At 38.2% G+C, this 19,712-nt stretch carries 16 protein-coding genes; all 16 read left to right on the forward strand.

Annotation, left to right across the window (positions count from 1 at the left end; translation table 11 throughout):
* The first annotated feature begins 16 nt into the window (after positions 1 to 16).
* A complete protein-coding gene (locus tag BMW61_RS00870; RefSeq protein WP_091819428.1) occupies positions 17 to 3,793 on the forward strand; it encodes a response regulator in 3,777 nt (1,258 codons plus the stop codon).
* Between the two features lie 26 nt (positions 3,794 to 3,819).
* Entirely contained in the window at positions 3,820 to 5,208 is a 1,389-nt protein-coding gene (locus BMW61_RS00875; RefSeq protein WP_175475061.1) for a GGDEF domain-containing response regulator, read from the forward strand.
* Positions 5,209 to 5,248: 40 nt separating this feature from the next.
* Positions 5,249 to 5,866 carry a Holliday junction branch migration protein RuvA gene (ruvA, locus tag BMW61_RS00880; RefSeq protein ID WP_091819430.1) on the forward strand — a complete coding sequence of 206 codons (618 nt, stop codon included), beginning with the start codon at positions 5,249 to 5,251 and terminating at the stop codon, positions 5,864 to 5,866.
* Positions 5,867 to 5,882: 16 nt separating this feature from the next.
* A complete protein-coding gene (gene ruvB / locus BMW61_RS00885; protein WP_044958392.1) occupies positions 5,883 to 6,920 on the forward strand; it encodes a Holliday junction branch migration DNA helicase RuvB in 1,038 nt (345 codons plus the stop codon).
* 106 nt (positions 6,921 to 7,026) lie between these two features.
* On the forward strand, positions 7,027 to 7,434 hold the full coding sequence (gene zapA / locus BMW61_RS00890) for a cell division protein ZapA (protein WP_022759932.1): 408 nt from the start codon (positions 7,027 to 7,029) through the stop codon (positions 7,432 to 7,434).
* 50 nt (positions 7,435 to 7,484) lie between these two features.
* Positions 7,485 to 9,821: a peptidase U32 family protein gene (locus BMW61_RS00895; RefSeq protein ID WP_091819431.1), complete on the forward strand. Its 2,337-nt coding sequence runs from the start codon at positions 7,485 to 7,487 to the stop codon at positions 9,819 to 9,821.
* 18 nt (positions 9,822 to 9,839) lie between these two features.
* Complete coding sequence (locus BMW61_RS00900) at positions 9,840 to 11,195, forward strand: FtsW/RodA/SpoVE family cell cycle protein (protein ID WP_022759934.1); 1,356 nt, start codon at positions 9,840 to 9,842, stop codon at positions 11,193 to 11,195.
* A complete protein-coding gene (locus tag BMW61_RS00905) occupies positions 11,179 to 12,597 on the forward strand; it encodes a peptidoglycan D,D-transpeptidase FtsI family protein (RefSeq protein ID WP_091819432.1) in 1,419 nt (472 codons plus the stop codon). The genes BMW61_RS00900 and BMW61_RS00905 overlap by 17 nt, the downstream gene beginning before the upstream one ends.
* A 30-nt stretch (positions 12,598 to 12,627) precedes the next feature.
* Positions 12,628 to 12,966 (forward strand): hypothetical protein, encoded by a 339-nt coding sequence (locus BMW61_RS00910; RefSeq protein WP_022759936.1) that lies wholly within the window; start codon positions 12,628 to 12,630, stop codon positions 12,964 to 12,966.
* Positions 12,966 to 13,964 (forward strand): DUF2953 domain-containing protein, encoded by a 999-nt coding sequence (locus tag BMW61_RS00915; RefSeq protein ID WP_091819433.1) that lies wholly within the window; start codon positions 12,966 to 12,968, stop codon positions 13,962 to 13,964. Before BMW61_RS00910 ends, BMW61_RS00915 begins: the two co-directional genes overlap by 1 nt.
* Before the next feature lie 16 nt (positions 13,965 to 13,980).
* Positions 13,981 to 14,379, forward strand: coding sequence for a GerW family sporulation protein (locus BMW61_RS00920; RefSeq protein ID WP_026497523.1), 399 nt, complete (start codon positions 13,981 to 13,983; stop codon positions 14,377 to 14,379).
* A gap of 25 nt (positions 14,380 to 14,404) precedes the next feature.
* On the forward strand, positions 14,405 to 14,938 hold the full coding sequence (locus BMW61_RS00925; protein ID WP_091819434.1) for a hypothetical protein: 534 nt from the start codon (positions 14,405 to 14,407) through the stop codon (positions 14,936 to 14,938).
* 146 nt (positions 14,939 to 15,084) lie between these two features.
* Positions 15,085 to 15,270: a 50S ribosomal protein L28 gene (rpmB, locus tag BMW61_RS00930; RefSeq protein ID WP_022759940.1), complete on the forward strand. Its 186-nt coding sequence runs from the start codon at positions 15,085 to 15,087 to the stop codon at positions 15,268 to 15,270.
* A 149-nt stretch (positions 15,271 to 15,419) separates the two neighbouring features.
* Positions 15,420 to 15,782, forward strand: a complete 363-nt coding sequence (locus BMW61_RS00935) for an Asp23/Gls24 family envelope stress response protein (RefSeq protein WP_022759941.1) — start codon at positions 15,420 to 15,422, stop codon at positions 15,780 to 15,782.
* Positions 15,783 to 15,798: 16 nt separating this feature from the next.
* A complete protein-coding gene (locus BMW61_RS00940) occupies positions 15,799 to 17,580 on the forward strand; it encodes a DAK2 domain-containing protein (protein WP_091819627.1) in 1,782 nt (593 codons plus the stop codon).
* A gap of 4 nt (positions 17,581 to 17,584) precedes the next feature.
* The gene (gene recG, locus BMW61_RS00945) at positions 17,585 to 19,648 is read left to right on the forward strand and encodes an ATP-dependent DNA helicase RecG (protein ID WP_091819435.1); all 2,064 of its coding nucleotides are present in this window, start codon (positions 17,585 to 17,587) and stop codon (positions 19,646 to 19,648) included.
* Positions 19,649 to 19,712: the final 64 nt, after the last annotated feature.

Here is a 19,712-nt window from a genome sequence, read left to right on the forward strand (position 1 = left end):
TTATGAGGGTTTTTCGGTGAGGAAAAGTAAAAGTACAGCCGGAATAATTATAATTGTATTAATAGCTCTGATATTCGTTACCCTGATAAATACTTTTCTTGTATTTAATATGACAGCTGAAGAAACAAGAAATTCCGGTGCTTATCAGCTGGAGAGTATTGTTGCAGAGCTTGATAAAGGTATAAATACCGCAAAAAATCATGCATCAGAAATAGCCATTGAAGTTTTGCCTATATTAAATGATAAAGATGCTTTGGAAACCTACATTTATACAAAAAAAGATGCGATTTTCAAAGATTCTGACGGCGTTGATTTTAATGTATACATTGCGGGAAAAGACTATGAAATTATTCCGGATCTTGATGAAACAGATGGTTACAATGCCAATGACAGAATTTGGTATCTGGGTGCCGTTAACAATGATAAAAAGGTTTATGTAAGCGATCCCTATGTTGATGTTGTAACAGGCCAAATTTGTTATACGGTTTCAAAAGAGACTTTGGAAGATGGAACCGTAATTGCCATAGATTGTTCTTTAAATAAAATCCAGAAAGAAATCGAACAGATTGCGATTGCAAACAATAATACCGCAGTAATGGTTTCAGGAGATGGTGTTATTGCAGGTTGCAGCAATAAGGACGATGTAGGTTTTAAGCTCCAGGATACATATCCTGAACTTGCCGGGGTTTTTGATCATGCAAAAACGTCGGATAATACAGTTTCTTCGAGGATAAAAAACGGGCTTTTTAACGATAATCTTTTTGCCACCGGTACTGATTTTGGGTGGTATCTTATAGTATGTATCAATGACTGGGAATTATATCATGACTCTTATTTGTGGCTTTTAGCTGCGATTATTCTTAATGCTATTCTTTTTGTAATTATTTTTGTCCTTTACTATGTAAGTAAGAAAAATGAGCAAAAAGCTCAGGATGCACTTGAATCAAAAGATAAATTCCTTAGGGCTGTTTCAGGCGACTTAAAATCGCCGTTAAATACAATCATTAACAATTCAACCTCAAAGGCTTTTGATGAAGATAAAAATTATGAAGCCAGATTTGAGGCTATTCAGGATGCAACAAAGCAGCTTTCCGAAAGCATTCAGCAAATCATCAGTTATTCCAATTTTGTAAAAGAAGAAAAACAGAAACGTAATACTCAAAGTGTAAAACGATACACAAAAGTCAGCAGCAGGTTCAGAAATCTCATAATATCACTGATGGCTCTTACAATGTTAATCAGTGTCCTTTCAATCAGCTGGATGACCTCAAGATGGTGTAAGGCACGCATGCGTGAAATGGTTGGTCAATATAACAACCAGGTTTCGGAATGGGTTGTTACACAAGAGAGTATTCTTGATATGTTCTGTGTAGATATATCAACAAAGCCCGATATCCTTAATAATTATGATAATACTGTAGATTATCTTGAAAGAATAACCGCGCAATACGAGCAGATATCAGCAACTTATATTGCTAATAAAGAATTCACTCCTACGGTATATATGAATAACGGTTGGAAGCCCGACAGCAATTTTAAGGTTGAAGACAGACAGTGGTACATGGATAGTATTAATTCTGATCAAGAGACATGTATTTCAAGTCCTTATATAGATGCCAAAACAGGATATTACTGTGTAACAATTTCAAGGGCTGTATATGACAACAAAACAGGAAAATTCCTAGGGGTATTTGGTATAGATTTTTACATGGATAAGCTTATAGATATCCTCGGAAAATCCTATGATGACAAAAACTATGCATTCCTTACCGATACAAGAGGCATGATTATCAATCATCCGAACGGATCTTATCAAATGCGGGAAGGAAAAACTACTAATATTGCAAAGCTGCCTTATGCAAAAGCCCAGACAAACGGCGAAAGTATAATGATATTTAAGGATTATGATAATGATCTTAAAGTTTTACTTGCAGTTGAGAATGAGTATTCCGGCTTTAAGGTTTATATTGTGTTCTATTTCCTTAGCATTTACGGAAGGACCATACTATACGGTACAATTGCATTCTTGTCATCACTTATATGTGTGATAGCTGTGTACAGGCTGCTTGGAGGACTGTTTACGTGGCAGGAGGAGATGAACAGCCAGTTGCAGGAGGCCGCTGACAGTGCGATTGCAGCAGGAAAAGCAAAGAGTGACTTCCTTGCAATGATGTCACATGAAATTCGAACTCCTATCAATGCCATTATCGGAATGAACGAAATGATCCTCCGAGAAAATCCGGGATCAGAGATAAAGGGTTATGCAAGCAAGATAAGAAGCGCTTCTAAGACACTTCTTAGTTTAATTAACAGTATTCTTGATTTTTCAAAGATCGAGGAAGGAAAACTCGAGATTATCTGTGTTAATTATGAAACAAGGACACTTTTAAATGATGTCATAAACATGATAAGTCCCAGATTTAAAAATAAAGATATTGAACTTAAGCTTGAGATTGATCCGGATATACCGAGAGGGATGTATGGTGATGACGTCAGAATAAAGCAGATTATCCTGAACATTCTTACCAATGCCGTAAAATATACGGAGAAGGGTTCTGTTACCCTGTCTGTTTCTGCGGAAAATTACGATAAAGAGCACACTATTCTGAAAGTAAAGGTTACTGATACCGGTATAGGTATTAAGGATGTTGATCTTGATAAACTGAATGCTCTTTTCCAGAGACTTGATGAAAAGAGAAACCGAAATATTGAGGGCACGGGGCTTGGCATTGCTATTGTTACAAGTCTTCTTAAAATGATGGGCAGTCATCTTGAGGTTAAGAGCGTATACGGCGAAGGTTCGGAATTTTCATTTGACCTCAATCAGAAGGTAACCGATTGGGGTTATCTCGGAGATTTCGATATTTCCACTGTTGTTACCGATGAGCAGGATACTACCGAGAAGTATCTTGTTGCTGAGCATGCTGATATCCTTGTTGTTGATGATAACGAAATGAACCTTGCGGTTATAAAAGGTCTCCTTAAAAGAAATAAGATTTCTCCCGACTTTGCAACATCAGGAGCCCAGTGTATAAGTGAGGTCAGAAAAAAGCATTATGATATTATCCTTCTCGATCATATGATGCCAGAAATGGATGGTATTGAGACTTTACAAGAATTAAAGAAAGAGAATTTATTACGGAAAGATACCACAGTTATTGCACTTACTGCCAATGCTGTTGTCGGAGCAAGAGAAGAATATATTGCAGCAGGTTTTCATGATTATCTGTCAAAACCCGTCGACCCGGCAGCTCTTGAAAAAATGCTTGGTAAATATCTTCCAGATTTCAAAATGTCTTATGAAGAAGTTATTTCTGAAAAAGAGGCTGAACCTGAAAAAATACCGTCATCTGATGAGATTATTGAAGACGATGATATTATTGAGTTTATACCGGGACAATCTATATTTGAATCAAAAGCCGATCAGGACAATGCTTCCGATAATATGAAAAAGCTCAGAAAGCTTTCATATCTGAATATCGATGAGGCTATTTCATTATGTGGTTCTGAGGATGCCTATATCACCATTCTTCAGATGTTTATACGAACTGCAGATGTAAAAAAGAAGAGAATAAAAGAACTCTATGAGAAAAAAGATATTAAGAATTATATAATTGAGCTGCATGCGCTTAAGAGTTCAACTAAACTTCTTGGAGCTGATGAATTCAGCGAACTCGCCAAAGAACTGGAATTTGCAGGAAAAGATAATAATTTATCGATAATTGATGAAAAAACAGAAAAAATCATTGAATGGTATGATAAAATTGAAGATGAAATTAGTTCAATTATTTAATGGTACTTTTTTCGGAGGAGTTGAAAATGGCCGGTTGGGTTTTTGTGGTCGATGATGACATGACCAATCTGCTCGCAGCAGGTAATATTCTTAGCCAGAATAATATACGTGTCACTGCGATCAAATCAGGAAAAAAGCTTCTTTCTCATTTAAAGAACAATAAACCTGATCTGATTCTTCTGGACATTCTTATGCCTGAAATGGATGGCTTTGAGACCTATGAGAAACTTCGCGAACAGGAAAAGGACAGGGACGAAGAGGAAACTCCCGTGATTTTCTTAACTGCCGACGAAGATAAAAACTCAGAGAACAGAGCCCTCCAGCTTGGTGCGGTCGATTATATTCACAAACCTCTTAATGAAGAGGTACTGCTAAAAAGAATTTCCAATGTTCTTGAAAACACTTCAAAAATTAAGGAACTTATTAATGATGCTACAATAGACGGCCTTACCGGATTTTTAAATAAATCTGCCGTAAATGAAAAATTATTATCAGTGTGCAAGGACACAGATGGAGCGTTAATGATTCTTGATATTGATAATTTCAAGAAGGTTAACGATCTTTACGGACATGATAAAGGAGACCTTGTCCTTAAAGCTTTTTCCGATATTATTAAGACTAATACTCGTGAGCAGGATATCATCGGCAGAATAGGCGGCGACGAATTTGTCATCTTCCTAAAAAACTTTAAGGGAGAGAATGGTATCAGCTCTTTAAACGATAGAATAAATCAGCAGCTTGCAGTCAAAATGCATGAGTTGGTAGGAGATACGCTGCCGTTTAATACCGGTGTATCCATAGGTGTATCTTTTATACCGAATGATGGAAGAGACTATGACCTTCTGTTCAGAAAGGCTGATACCGCGCTTTATCAGGTTAAACAACATGGTAAGCATGGCTACAATATTTTCTCGGATTCCATGGAACAGGTTATTGAATATGATGTTGCTTCCAAAGACGAGATAGAAAGAATCAGTAATTTGCTCAAGGAAAACGAAACTTATAACAGTGCATTGTGGATAGGCCAGGATGCATTCAGCCACATCTACAGATATATGCTGCTATATATCAGAAGCTATAACGGCACTGCATATAAAGTACTCTTTAATGCAACGCCCGTTTCATCAGATATGACCAAAGTCGAATTTACAGAATGCATGAAGAAATTCGGTACATTTTTATCTAATTCACTCAGAAAGAGTGACGTTATGATGCAAAACGGTATAAATGAGTTTTTTCTGTTTTTGCCTGATATCGATGAACAATATATAGATAGCGTTATAGGAAGATTAATTACGTCCTGGCAAAAACTTGATTTTTCTTCAAAAATAAATGTCTCCTACGAGACAGAGATTATCTCTTCCGATTGTGAAAATGACGGAAAGAGAAGATCCGGGGATTTTTCAAAAAAATAAATATTTCCCAAAAAAATAATTAAATTGGAGCTCTTTGATAATGATTGCTTTTGTTAACGGAATACTGGATGAAAAAAGAGATCTGCAGGCAATTATAGATGTCGGAGGTATTGGCTATAATGTCAATATCTCTGCTTATACTGCAGACAGACTTCCTTCTAAGGGAGAACCGATAAAACTTTATACATATATGAGTGTTCGTGAGGATGCCATGAATTTGTACGGATTTCTTACAAGAGATGAGCTTGAATTTTTCAAGCTTCTTATTAGTGTTAGCGGCATTGGCCCCAAAGGAGGGCAGGCAATTTTATCCGTAATGACACCGGATGATCTGAGATTTGCAATTGTTTCAGGTGATTCCAAAGCAATAAGCAAGGCTCCCGGAGTTGGTAAAAAAACAGCGGAACGACTTGTCCTCGAACTAAAGGATAAAATTTCCGATGATGATATTCTATCTGGAAAAGCCGGTGGAAACGGTGAGAATATATCTGTTCCCGGAACTGATGAACCTTCGAATGAAGCAGTTGAAGCACTTGTAAGTCTTGGCTATGGTCTGTCTGAAGCTTCTCGTGCTGTAAGGAAAGTCATTGGAGATGGCGGTGCAGCTGCAGAAGATACTGAGGGCATTCTTAAGCTTGCATTAAAAGAGCTTATTTAAGAGGATATAAAAAGGTATGGAAAAAAGAACAATAAGAACCTCTGCAGAGCGTGGAAACGGTGCCGTTAATGCAGAGGTAATTGATGAAGATAAAAAAATAGAGGGGTCTCTTCGACCAAAGAGGCTTGCGGATTATATTGGTCAGTCAAAAATTAAGGAAAATCTTGTTGTATCTATTGAGGCTGCCAAAAAGAGAAATCAGAGTCTTGATCACATTCTTCTCTATGGACCTCCCGGACTTGGTAAAACGACTCTTGCCGAGATTATTGCAAATGAAATGGGTGTTCATTGCAAGGTAACCAGTGGTCCGGCTATTGAGAAGCCCGGTGAAATTGCTGCAATCCTTAATAATCTCAAAGAGGGTGATGTTCTTTTCATCGATGAGATTCACCGACTAAACAGGCAGGTGGAAGAGGTTCTTTATCCTGCAATGGAAGATTTCAAAATAGATATTATGATCGGAAAAGGACCGACTGCAAGGTCTATAAGACTAGATCTTCCTCATTTTACTCTTATAGGAGCCACTACAAGAGCAGGTATGCTTACAGCTCCGCTTCGCGACAGATTTGGAATGCTCTATAAAATGGAATTCTATGAGACACCTGAGCTAATGCAGATAATCATGCAGTCGGCAAAGGTCCTTGGGGTTGAAACCATGGAAGACGGTGCACGTGAAATGGCAAGAAGAAGTCGCGGTACACCTAGAATCGCCAATAGAATTCTGAAGAGAGTACGTGACTATGCCCAGGTTCGATATGATGGTGTGATCACAGAAGAAGTTGCAAAGACTGCTCTGGATCTGATGGATGTAGATAAACTGGGGCTTGACCATAACGATAGGACACTTCTTCTTACACTTATAGAAAAATTTGGCGGAGGTCCTGCCGGTCTTGATACACTGGCGGCTTCAATAGGAGAGGACCCCGGTACTATTGAGGATGTATACGAGCCTTATCTTTTGAAAAACGGTCTTATAAACAGAACCCCGAGAGGAAGAGTTGTTACAGACCTTGCATATGCACATCTTGGGCTCGCAGGGATGACAAATACATGATGTTGTGGTATATTTATTATTAAATAACATCTAATATTATTGCTAATCCTTACTTCTAAGTTATATAATTTAATACATATTTAGTTTTAAGGTGGGGAGGAAAACTATGGCTTCTAAGACAGATACAGAGGTAATTATAGGCGGTAAGGTCTTTACACTTAGCGGATACGAGAGTGAAGAATATCTGCAGAAGGTTGCTTCTTATATCAACAATAAGATAGCTGATTACAACAAGATGGACGGCTTTAAGAGACAGCCCGTGGATACACAGAATGTTCTGCTTCAGCTCAATATCGCAGATGACTATTTCAAAGCAAAGAAACAGGTAGAAATGCTTGAAGGTCAACTCAGTGATAAGGAAAAAGAACTTTACGATATTAAACATGAGCTGATTGCTACTCAAATAAAGCTTGAAAATACAGAGAAAAATGTTAAGAATCTTCAGTCTGACATTTCAGAGGATTCAAGAAAGATCATCCAGATGGAGACAGAGCTTAAAACTCTGAAAAAGTAATATGAGGCTGCCGATTGGCAGCCTTTTTCATCTTAAGGAAAGGTTTATCTATGGATAAAGTAGAATTGCTTGCTCCCGCCGGCAATTATGAGACCATGATTGGTGCCTTTAACGCTGGTGCTGATGCTGTATATCTTGGTGGTCAGGGCTTTGGCGCAAGAGCTTTTGCAGACAATTTCACAGATGAAGAAGTGATTAAGGCTATTCGCTATGCCCACTTGATTGGAAAAAAGATTTACCTCACTGTAAATACTCTTCTAAAGGAAAAAGAAATTCCTGCTTTTATAGATTTTTTTGCACAATTTGCTTATGCCGGCCTCGATGGTGCAATAATTCAGGATCTTGGTATATTCCGGATTATAAGGGAGACTTTCCCCTGGGTAGAATTGCATGTCAGTACGCAGATGACAATTACGGGCAATGCCGGAGCATCGCTTCTTATGGAACTTGGAGCTTCAAGAGTAGTACCCGCGAGAGAGCTTTCCCTTGATGAAATCAGACAAATACATGATAATTGCAAATTTCCTGACGGACATAGCATAGAAATTGAAGCTTTTATACATGGTGCAATGTGTTACTGTTACTCCGGAGCATGCCTGTTCTCCAGCATGGTTGGAGAGAGGAGCGGTAACAGAGGACGTTGCGCACAGCCCTGCAGACTTCCTTACAGGACTTCTAAGAATACTGAATGTTATGCACTCAGTCTTAAAGACATGTGCATGTTTGATCGTATTCCCGAGCTTATAGAAGCCGGCATCGATTCATTCAAGATAGAAGGAAGAATGAAAAAGCCCGAATATGCTGCTGGTGTTACTTCAATTTACAGGAAGCTTATAGATAATTATTATGAGCAGAAAAGTTCTGCCAAGCTTTTTGAACCCGGTAAAATTCGGATAAAGGCTACCTCCGAGGATAAAAGAATCCTTGCTTCTTTATATCTTCGTTCAGAGACAGGGGAAGGATATTACTTTAAACATAACGGAGCCGATATGGTTACGCTTGACAGTCCTGCCTACAACGGCTCTGATGATGCTGTTCTTGGTGATATACGAAATAAATATCTTACCGGAGAGAAGAAACTACCGGTTTTTCTAAAATGTAAACTAATGGCCGGGAAAGAGGCTGAACTTAGTTTATGCCTGGAAAAATGCGCAGAAATAGATGAAAATTTATCTATAACAGCCATTGGAGAAATTGTGCAGACAGCTCAAAAAAGACCTATGTCTGCAACCGATATAGAAAAACAGCTCTCAAAGTTTGGAAATACTCATTTCGAACTTGTTGATAAAAAAATAGAAATAGACACAGATAATATCTTTATACCAAACAAGGCTTTAAATGAGCTGCGAAGAAATGCCGTATGTTTGCTTGAAGATGAAATATGCAAATTCAGAGGGTATTCAAATGAATATCAGAAGAAAGAATCTAAGTCGGATAAATCAGGATCTTTGACGCCGAAGAAAAATGAAGGATTTTTGATCTCTGTATTAACAAAAGCGCAATTAGAAGAAGCTGTGAGATATTCGGAAGAATCTGAAAACGTTAATGCAATCTATATAGATAGCAGAATTGTCCTTTTAAACGATGAATTGCATTTATCACCTAAATGTAGAAATTATATTAGTCTTCCTTACATTACAAGAGATGAAAACTTCATTGATTGCAGGAAGGAGATAAAAAGCCTTCTTGATATTGCCGAAAGCAAAGATTATGACGGCGTGCTTGTCAGAAACCTTGAACAACTGAGTATTATTAAAGAATACAAGTTCAAGAAAGAAATAATAACTGATTACGGACTCTATATCTGGAATCATGAAGCTCTTTCTTCATATTGTGAAATCCTTAAGGACTTATCGTTCGCTGGATTTAATCTTCCACTGGAGCTTAATCATCATGAAGCGGAAGACCTTTTGTCTTGTTTGTGTGAAGAAAAAACGATATCCATTGACGCTGATCAAAAAATCAGCGTAGGGACTATGATTTACGGAAGAGTTCCCATGATGCTAACTGCCAATTGCATTAAAAATACGCTAAAAGGTTGTACCGGTGACAGAGGAAAAGCTATCAACTATGAAAATGACAAGTTAATTGACAGAACCGGAAGAATACTACCTGTTACATGTGATTGCTTTCACTGTTATAATATTATTTGGAACAGTGTTCCTGTTTCACTCTTTAAGAAAATACATAAATTAAAGAGCATTGCTTCCAAATATTATGTTTCTTATCGCCTTGATTTTACAACCGAAAAACCGGAAGAAGTAAGAGATGTGCTTTATGCATATAATGGACTGTTTTTCGCTGCAGAATCGGACAAAAACAAATATGAAAAAATACTATCCGCAAACGACTACACTACAGGCCACTTTGAACGCAGTGCGGATTAATGGAAAATCAGACAGCTTATGGAATTATACCTGACAGAAATATCTAAATATGTGATTGCAGGAAGCATGGGAGCATATACGTTTTTCAGCTTCCTTGTTTTCATGTACAGAGGTGAAAAGAGAAGAAGCTGGATTTACTTACTCCAGATCATATCCCTATTTGCTACCCAGTTTGCATGCTTTATTCAGATTATTGCACAGACCGGAAGTAAACGTTATTTCTTTCTTCTGATGATACAGGCGCTTGTGCTTGCAAGCACAATATCGATGTTTCATATGGTTTATCCCGACGGAAACAGGCTGATTATCAACAACATGTGCATGATGCTTATGGTCGGGATGATAATGATTACGCGAATATCTTATGGGAAAGGGATACGACAATTCATTATCTCAAGTGCATCATTGGTACTTGCCTTTGTCATACCGGAGTTGTTGTTCAGATTGGAGTTTTTGGAAAGAAGAGGCTATGTCTTTGCCGCAATCGGAATTTTAATTCTGGGGATTATTTTAATTTATGGTTCTGTTGTTAACGGCTCCAGAATAAGCTTTAGAATTGCCGGCTTATCATTCCAGCCGCAAGAGCTCGTAAAGATTATTTACGTCTTTTTTATAGCTTCCGTACTATCTTTAAATAAGGATTTTAAGACTGTTGCAATAACTTCAGCGCTGGCCGCTGTTCATGTCATCATACTTGTTCTGCTTAAGGATCTTGGCAGTGCACTGATTTTTTTTGTTGTGTATTTATGTGTACTTTTTGTAGCTACCGACAGTTATTTCTATTTGATATCAGGAATTCTTGCAGGATCTGTTGCAAGTGTTCTGGCATACAAGCTTTTTCCGCATGTTCAGCAAAGAGTGCAGGCCTGGAGTGATCCGTGGACCACTATAGATTCAACCGGATATCAGATAACTCAGTCTCTTTTTGCGATAAGCGGCGGCGGACTATGGGGGCTTGGCCTTTACGGAGGAACTCCTTCCTCTATTCCTTATGTTGAAGAGGATTTTATGTTTGCCGCAATTGCCGAGGAAATGGGAATTATTTTTGCATCATGCCTTCTTGCGATTTGTGTGTCAACTTTTGTCATGATACTTCTGGAAGCATATAAAATAAAAAATTCCTTCGGCAGACTATTATGTACAGGTCTTGGAATAACATATATTTTTCAGGTATTTCTTACTGTTGGCGGAGATTCCAAATTCATTCCGCTTACAGGAGTAACGCTTCCTCTCGTAAGCTATGGCGGTACCTCAGTAATGGTTACAATCATTATGTTTTCTCTAATTGAGGGGGAATGTCTTGTAAGAAGCGATGAGAGATATCAGGAATATTTGAAAAGAAAAAGGGAGAAGATAAATGCAGGAAAAAAATAAATCTTATCCCATAATTATAATCGGTGTTTTTACAGTGATCCTTTTTATATCCATGATTTCCTATATATCAATTTATGCTATTACCAATCACAGGGAGATGATGGATAACAGTTATAATGCGCATCAGCAGCTTCTGAAAAAGCAAAATACCAGAGGCATAATCTACTCTGCTGACGGTCAGGCACTCGCAATTACATCAACCGATGAAGAGGGAAATGAAACGAGAGAGTATCCTTTTGGTAAAACTTTTTCTCATGTTGTGGGCTTTTCCGTAAATGGAAGGAGCGGAATAGAAGATCTTGCCAACTATTACCTTATCAATTCCAATGCAGCACTAAAAAGTAAAGCAGAAGCTAAGGAAAATGACAAAAAATTTCCCGGAGATAATGTATACACAACTCTTGATGTTGATTTGCAACAGACTGCCTATGAAGCTCTTTCTGCAAGAGATGGTGCAATAATAGTCACAGAAGTAAAAACAGGCAAGGTACTTGCTCTTGTTTCCAAACCGGATTTTGATCCTGCAACCATCCTAAAAGACTGGGATTCTATTACAAATGATAAAAGTAACACCCAGTTACTTAACAGGGCAACACAGGGGCTCTATCCTCCGGGATCAACTTTTAAGATTGTTACCTCTTTAGAATACTATCGCGAAATTGGCGAAGATTATAAAAATTATAAATTTAACTGTAATGGCAAATTTGCTTCAGGTGATGATGTTATCAGATGTTTTCATGGAGAGAATCATGGAAGCCTTGATTTTCCCTTGTCATTTGCCAAATCATGTAATTCGTCTTTTGCTAATATTTCTTTGCAGCTGAACAGAGATGCTTTCGGGAAAACCTTAGATAAGCTTATGTTTAATAACGAACTTCCCTGGGATATGAATTACTCTGTATCTTCTGCAGTATGCGATAACGACCTGGGAGATGCCGATACTATGCAGCTTGGCATAGGTCAGGGTAAAACTCTTGTCACTCCGCTTCATATGAATCTGATTACAGCAGCCATTGCCAATAACGGTACCCTGATGAAACCATATCTCATCGATAGTGTTGTCAGTGCCGATGGAAAAAAGATTGAAACCTTTTCACCCAAAGCCTATAAAACACTTGTTTCTGAAGAAGAATCGGATTTTTTAAAGGAAATGATGCTTGGAGTTGTGGAAAAAGGTACCGCATCAAAACTAAAAGGTCTTTCATATAATGCTGCGGGTAAGACAGGCTCTGCGGAATTTAAAGATTCTACATCAGATTCGCATGCATGGTTCACCGGCTTTGCACCTTATGAGGATCCTGAGATTGCGGTCACTATAATTGTTGAAAATGCAGGATCGGGCGGAGAATTTGCTGTACCTATCGCAAAAAGATTGTTTGATTGCTATTTTAACGAAAAGTAAAATGTTATTTTTGATTGTTGGGAGGCTTTTTTGAGATTAAGGGGATGTTGTAATTTTTTCTCAAAATTGTATATAGGCGATTCGATTAAGGATGCTCGCCTTGTAAAGTGGAAGCTAAAGCATGGTGCAGGACAGCTTTTCATATATGTTATTACCGCATCTGATATTCCGACAGGGCAGCTTGAAATAAAGCATTGTGCTTTCCTTAAACAGAAGTATTATTTGAGACATCCTGAATTTATATATGGAATCGCAGGAAGCTATAATGAAGCTTTGGATATTGTTGTAAAGATTTCCGAAGAAGCTTCAAAAAAGGGTATGGAAGGAGATATAAAAGGCTATCTTATCAGCCTTTTGGGGAATAACTGATGTCACTTTTTCTTACTATTCTTAAAATAATAGGAATAGTTTTGCTTATAATACTTGGAGTATTGCTTCTGATTTTACTCCTTGTTCTTTTTGTACCCATCAGATACAAAGTGGATGCTTCTGTTAAAGAAACTGATCTTCAGACTGAAAAAGATAAGTTAAAAGAAAATGTCTCTGCCGATGTAAGATTCAGCTGGCTCCTGCATCTAGTGAGAGGAGGGATATCCTATCCCGATGATTTGGAGTTCAAGGTAAAGGTGTTATGTTTCACGGTATTTCCGCCGAAAAAGAAATTATCTGAAGAGAATGCAGACAATGACGACTCATTGGCGACGGAAAAAGAAAGTGGTTTTGAAGATACCGAATTAATTAACGAGGAGACGAAAGAAGAAGCATCCGACGATTCATCTGCCGAAGAACAATCCTTAGGTAATTCCGAAAAGGATTTTGATGATCAGGATAGTAATAATGAAAATTCAAAAACGGATGATTTTGATGCGGATGATTTTGATAATGAGGATAAAGAATTCCTGAATTTTCTGAAAAAAATATTGGATACTGTAATAAAAATAGTAAAAGTACCACAAGATGTATTTTTAAAAATCCAATATACAACATCTAGAATATGTGATAAGATAAACATGGTCAAAAATACGTTATCCAACGATATTTTCAAGCGTGCTTTCGAAGTCACAAAAAAGCAGCTTATCAAAGTCCTGAAGATGATTATTCCGAAACGCTTTAAGGCGGAAGTTCTTATCGGACTTGAGGATCCGACAGTCACAGCTGATATCCTTTCGGCATATGGTGTGCTTTATCCGCTGCTTGTTAACAAAGTATATGTTGTGCCGGATTTTGAGAGACAGATATTGAAGGGTGATATCCATATTAAAGGAAGGATAACAGTATTCAGAATCGTCTGGGCTGCTGCAATTCTTTATTTTAATAAGGATGTAAAAAAGACATATAGAAGATTTAAACGAATTATAAATTCTTAATTGGGGAGAGTTTTTTATGGGAGATTCAAATTTTAATTCCGTTGTAGATTCTCTAATGAATGGCATGAATACAATTATGGGAGCCAAGACCGTAGTAGGTGAAGCCACTAAGGTCGGCGATACAATAATTGTCCCTCTCGTGGATGTATCCTTCGGAGTGGGTGCGGGTGCAAGTAATGCAGACAAGAAGAATTCAGGGGCCGGCGGTTTTGCGGCAAAAATGTCTCCAAGCGCGGTTCTTGTTATAAAAAATGGTCAGACAAAGCTTGTTAATATAAAGAACCAGGATGCGGTAACCAAGGTCCTTGATCTTGTTCCCGATATAGCTGACCGCTTCATGAATCGCGGCAATGACATGATGGATGATGACAGCGCGGTTGATATTGCCTTTCCTGAAGAAGAGAACCTGGAGTAGTTTTACGGTTTTAGGGGGGGTCCGTATGGAAAAGTTTATTAGTGAAGAAAGAATCGACAAAGCAACCGAGGAAGAGCTCTTTGAGATGAGACTCTGGATTTATAAAGAAAGTCAGAGACTTGAAGCAGAGCAGAAGGCTGTCGACTCAAAAGTTGCTGAAATTGAAGCAAAAATGGAAAGATTCCGCGCAAAATTTCAGTCTGAAAGAAGTCAGTTTGAGCATGACAAGCAAAAATTCAAGGATGATCAGGCTCTATTTGATCAGCAGATAGAGATCCTTAAGGACGGATTTGATAAGCTCAATGCAGACAAGAAGAAGCTGGAGCGGGAATGGAAGAAACTCGAACAGGAGAAGGGGTACCTGAGAGAGGATGAGTATAGCAGAGCGGAATTTTTCTTCCAGGGTGTCAATTCGCTTCTTGCTCTAAAGAAGAGATATCGTGATCTTATGAAGATATATCATCCGGATAATCTATGCGGTGATCATAAGCTCTGCGATATGATCAATGAAGAATATAATATTCTTCTTCGCCAATTTGATACTTATATGAAGGCTTAAATAAAAGATTATTAATTAAATAATTATTTTTTGCTTGCATTTGCTTACCATTTCTGATATCATGTGTGATGTTGCGAATATATTTATGTAGTTATTTATTCGCTTGATGCATTTGATTAAAATATGGCTTATAAGGAGGTGTCAAAGTGGCTAAGTGTGAAGTATGCGGCAAGAGCGTTCATTTCGGTAACAACGTAAGCCATTCCCATAGAAAGAGCAATAGAATCTGGAATGCTAACGTACATAAGGTTGCAGTTAAGGTTAACGGCGGTACTAAGAGAATGAACGTTTGCACAAGCTGTCTCAGATCCAAAAAGGTTGAGCGTGCTTAATTATTGCAGATGAGTATTAAAAGGATTCACGAAAGTGAGTCCTTTTTTTATCTTAGCAGATGGGTTTTGGTAGCAAAACTCTTTTTGACTTCTATTTTTTGCTTAATTAGTTTATAATCTGTTATATGCGATTTTAATGGAGGTGCAGTATGAAGTCTACTTCAATGAACACTCATATGGGAAGTATTGCAATTGATAATGAAGTAATTGCTCAGTACGCAGGCGCTGTTGCCAATGAATGCTTTGGTATTGTCGGCATGGCTAATGTAAATGTGGCTGAGGGACTTGTCAGTCTTCTGAAGAAGGACAACATCAAGAGAGGAATTAATGTTACTGTCGGAGCCAACAGAAAGCTTACACTTGATTTTCATGTAATCATAGCTTATGGCGTAAGCATTTCCGCTGTAACCGATAACCTTATAGATAATGTTAAGTACAAGGTTGAGGAATTCACCGGCCTTGAAATTGAGAAGATAAACATCTTCGTCGAAGGCGTTCGTGTCATCGATTAAGGTCAAGGAGGGTAGAATTTTGGCTAACACTATTAAAGCGTCTGATGTAAAGAAAATGTTTCTTGCAGGCGCAAGTAATTTGAATGCAAAAAAAGAGTGGATAAACGAGCTTAACGTTTTCCCTGTTCCTGATGGAGATACAGGAACAAATATGACAATGACTATCATGTCTGCTGCAAAGGATGTAAAGAACCTTCCGGAAGATGTTGATATGGGAAGCCTTTGCAAAAGTATTTATTCCGGCGCTATGCGCGGAGCCAGAGGTAACTCCGGCGTTATCCTTTCACAGCTTCTTCGTGGTTTTACAAAGGGTGTCCGTGATTATGATGAACTGGATGCTTCAATAATTGCAACCGCTTTTGATAAAGCAGTTGAGACTGCATATAAAGCAGTAATGAAGCCTAAAGAAGGAACAATTCTTACCGTTGCAAAGGGTGCTGCGGAAAAGGCTATGGAGTTATCAAAGGAAGGCGCTGAAGATCTTGAGCCTTTTTTTGAAGAAATCATAAAGTACGGCGACGAAGTATTAAATAAAACTCCTGAGATGCTTCCTGTTCTTAAGCAGGCCGGCGTAGTTGATTCCGGCGGACAGGGTCTTATGCAGGTTCTTAAGGGAGCTCTTGATGCATATCTCGGAAAAGAGATTGATTACACAATAGATGAAGCAGCAGCAACACCTGTAGCATCAAAGGCTCAGGCAACAGCCGAAGTAGATATTAAATTTGGATATTGTACAGAATTTATAGTCCTTTTAAGTAAACCTTTAAATGTTAAGCAGGAAATAGATTTTAAGGCATTTCTGGAATCAATTGGCGATAGTATTGTTATGGTTGCCGATGATGAAATCTGCAAAGTTCATGTTCACAGTAATGATCCCGGACTTGCTATTCAGCGTGCTCTTATGTATGGCCAGTTATCAAACATGAAAATTGATAACATGAGAATGGAGCACCGTGAAAAGCTTTTCCATGAGACACAGAACGGAGTATATGCGGAAATAGATACTGAGATTAATGGAGCCGCTGAGTCAACTCCCACTTATAATAGAGATGATGATATTCCGCTGAAAGACCAGACTCCTGTTTCTGAAAAGAAAGCTGAGCCTGAGTTTGTTAATTCAGAGCACAAGGATATTGGATTTGTTGCAGTATGTGCAGGCGACGGTCTTGCAGAGATATTCAGAGGTCTTGGCGTTGATTATGTAATCGAAGGCGGACAGACTATGAACCCCAGTACAGAGGACATTCTCGATGCTGCATCCAGAGTCAATGCTGATACTGTATTTGTATTACCCAACAATAAGAACATAATACTCGCCGCTAATCAGGCAAAGATTATGATGGAAGATAAGGGTGACAATAAGAAAATTGTTGTTATTCCCACTAAGACTGTACCCCAGGGTATCACTGCTGCTATCAACTTCATGCCCGGAACATCTGTAGAAGAGAATGAAGAGGGCATGAAAGAAGCTATTTCAACAGTAAAAACCGGTGAGGTTACATATGCTGTTCGCGATACGATGATAGATGATGTCACAATCAAACAGGGTGACTACATGGGAATCGGCGACAACGGAATTCTTGGAGTCGGTTCTGATATTGAAGATGTTACAGCGATGATGATCGATAAGATTGTAGATGACTCTACCGAACTTATCAGCCTGTATTATGGTTCTGACATCAAGGAAGAAGAAGCAGCTGCTCTAAGCGATAGAATCAGTGCTAAATTCTCAGGCTGTGATGTTGAAGTTCAGTATGGTGGTCAGCCTATTTACTATTACATTGTGAGTGCGGAGTAATAAGATGGTAAATAAAAATCCATCCTTAATTGAACATGTATCTTCTTTAAAGGGCGTTGGCGATAAAAGCAGCGCCCTTTTTGAAAAGTGCGGAATAAAGACTGTAGAAGACCTTCTTTCATATTTTCCAAGAGATTACGATATCTGCGAAGAAATAAAAAATGTTTCAGACTTAGCTTCAGGAGAGATTAGTGCAGTCAGACTTACCGCTGTAGGTAATATTGCTCTTAAGAAAGTCCGAAATTTAAGCATTCTTACATTCAAAGCAGGGGATGTTACAGGCACCTTGCAAATTACATATTTTAATATGCCTTTTATGAGGAATAATATAAAGCCCGGAAAATACTATGTTTTCCGAGGTCTTGTTCAAAAAAAAGGTAATTCATTTGTTATGGAACAGCCCAAAATGTTCAAAACAGAGGACTATCTTGAAATTATGGGTTCTATGCAACCCAGATATCCGCTTGTCAAAGGGCTTTCCAATCAGCTTGTAATAAAAGCCGTAAAGCAGGCAATTCCTTCAACTCCGTATTTGGAAGAGATGCTACCTTCATATATAAGAAGACAACTGGGGCTTATGGACTACTCAGAGGCAGTAAGGAAAATACATTTTCCCGCAAATATGGAAGAATTTTCTACTGCAAGAAGACGTATAGCATTTAATGAAATACTGGAATTTATTCTCAGACTGCGTTTTCTCAAGAGATATGAGGAACAGTCAATAAATGATTATAATTATAAATCAAGTGTACAGTCAGATTCATTAATTGACAGGCTTCCTTACAAGCTTACCGGAAAGCAGCTCGAAATATGGGCTGATATAAAAAGTGATCTGACCGGCAAAAATGTTATGAACAGACTGATACAGGGCGACGTTGGATCCGGAAAGACCATTCTTGCATTTTTATCGCTTCTTTTTACTGCCGAAAATGGCTATCAGGGTGCAATTATGGCGCCTACAGAAGTTCTTGCCAGGCAACATTATGAAGGTTTCATAGAGATGAAAGAGCGGTATAATCTTCCCATTACACCTATTCTGCTTGTAGGTTCACTTTCTGTAAAGGAAAAAAGGATAGCACAGGAAGGTATCGAGAACGGTGATTATAATCTGATTATCGGTACCAATGCGCTTATACAGGAGAAGGTAAATTATAATAATCTTTCTCTTGTTATTACTGATGAGCAGCATAGATTTGGCGTCCAGCAAAGAGAAAGACTCTCTGAAAAAGGAAAAAATGTGCATATTCTTGCGATGAGTGCAACGCCTATTCCCAGAACGCTTGCAATTATTCTTTACGGAGACCTTCATATTTCTATACTGGATGAAATGCCAAAAGGAAGAATTCCTATTAAGAATTGTGTCGTTGGCACTGAGTATAGACCCACTGCTTATAAATTTATTGCGGATCAGGTCAAAAAGGGACATCAGGCATATGTAATATGTCCGATGATCGAAGAGGGCGAAACGGATGGGCTTGAAAATGTATCTGATTATACAGAAAAGCTTAGAGATTCCATGCCGTCTGATATTAGAATACGTACGCTTCACGGCAAACAAAAACCGTCCGAAAAAGAAAGCATTATGGAAGAGTTTGCAAGAGGTGAAATAGATATTCTTGTATCCACAACTGTCATTGAAGTCGGCATTAATGTTCCGAATGCAACTGTGATGATGATAGAAAATTCTGAACGTTTCGGCCTTGCACAGCTACATCAGCTTCGCGGAAGAGTTGGAAGAGGAAAGGACCAGTCATACTGTATTTTTATAAATACTTCCGGTCGCGAAGAAGCTAAACAAAGGCTTGATATAATGAATCATTCCAACGATGGTTTTGTCATAGCTGAAGAGGATTTAAAACAAAGAGGCCCGGGTGACTTATTCGGAATAAGACAAAGCGGAGAAATGTCATTTCACGTTGCTGATATTTATCAGGATGCTGCACTTATTAGGGAAGCAGCAGCACTTGCCGACAGGCTGCTTTCAGAAGATCCGGATCTTATCATGGAAGAAAACAGCCCATTAAAACAGTGGCTTATATCGAATTCATTTGACTTTACGGCATTATAAAAGTAAAATTTAGTAGAGTATGTGTTCGAATAATACAATATATTGTATATTTTCTCGGAGGATA

The sequence above is a fragment of the Butyrivibrio sp. ob235 genome (assembly GCF_900109475.1).
GTDB lineage: Bacteria > Bacillota > Clostridia > Lachnospirales > Lachnospiraceae > Butyrivibrio.

Bases quoted from the DNA above. Each gene is read 5' to 3' on its own strand.
- BMW61_RS00895 (WP_091819431.1), top strand. From the start codon at position 7,485: ATGGATAAAGTAGAATTGCTTGCTCCCGCCGGCAATTATGAGACCATG.
- BMW61_RS00925 (WP_091819434.1), top strand. From the start codon at position 14,405: ATGGAAAAGTTTATTAGTGAAGAAAGAATCGACAAAGCAACCGAGGAA.
- BMW61_RS00915 (WP_091819433.1), top strand. From the start codon at position 12,966: ATGTCACTTTTTCTTACTATTCTTAAAATAATAGGAATAGTTTTGCTT.
- BMW61_RS00875 (WP_175475061.1), top strand. From the start codon at position 3,820: ATGGCCGGTTGGGTTTTTGTGGTCGATGATGACATGACCAATCTGCTC.
- BMW61_RS00935 (WP_022759941.1), top strand. From the start codon at position 15,420: ATGAAGTCTACTTCAATGAACACTCATATGGGAAGTATTGCAATTGAT.
- ruvA (WP_091819430.1), top strand. From the start codon at position 5,249: ATGATTGCTTTTGTTAACGGAATACTGGATGAAAAAAGAGATCTGCAG.
- ruvB (WP_044958392.1), top strand. From the start codon at position 5,883: ATGGAAAAAAGAACAATAAGAACCTCTGCAGAGCGTGGAAACGGTGCC.
- BMW61_RS00900 (WP_022759934.1), top strand. From the start codon at position 9,840: ATGGAATTATACCTGACAGAAATATCTAAATATGTGATTGCAGGAAGC.
- zapA (WP_022759932.1), top strand. From the start codon at position 7,027: ATGGCTTCTAAGACAGATACAGAGGTAATTATAGGCGGTAAGGTCTTT.
- BMW61_RS00920 (WP_026497523.1), top strand. From the start codon at position 13,981: ATGGGAGATTCAAATTTTAATTCCGTTGTAGATTCTCTAATGAATGGC.
- recG (WP_091819435.1), top strand. From the start codon at position 17,585: ATGGTAAATAAAAATCCATCCTTAATTGAACATGTATCTTCTTTAAAG.
- BMW61_RS00905 (WP_091819432.1), top strand. From the start codon at position 11,179: ATGCAGGAAAAAAATAAATCTTATCCCATAATTATAATCGGTGTTTTT.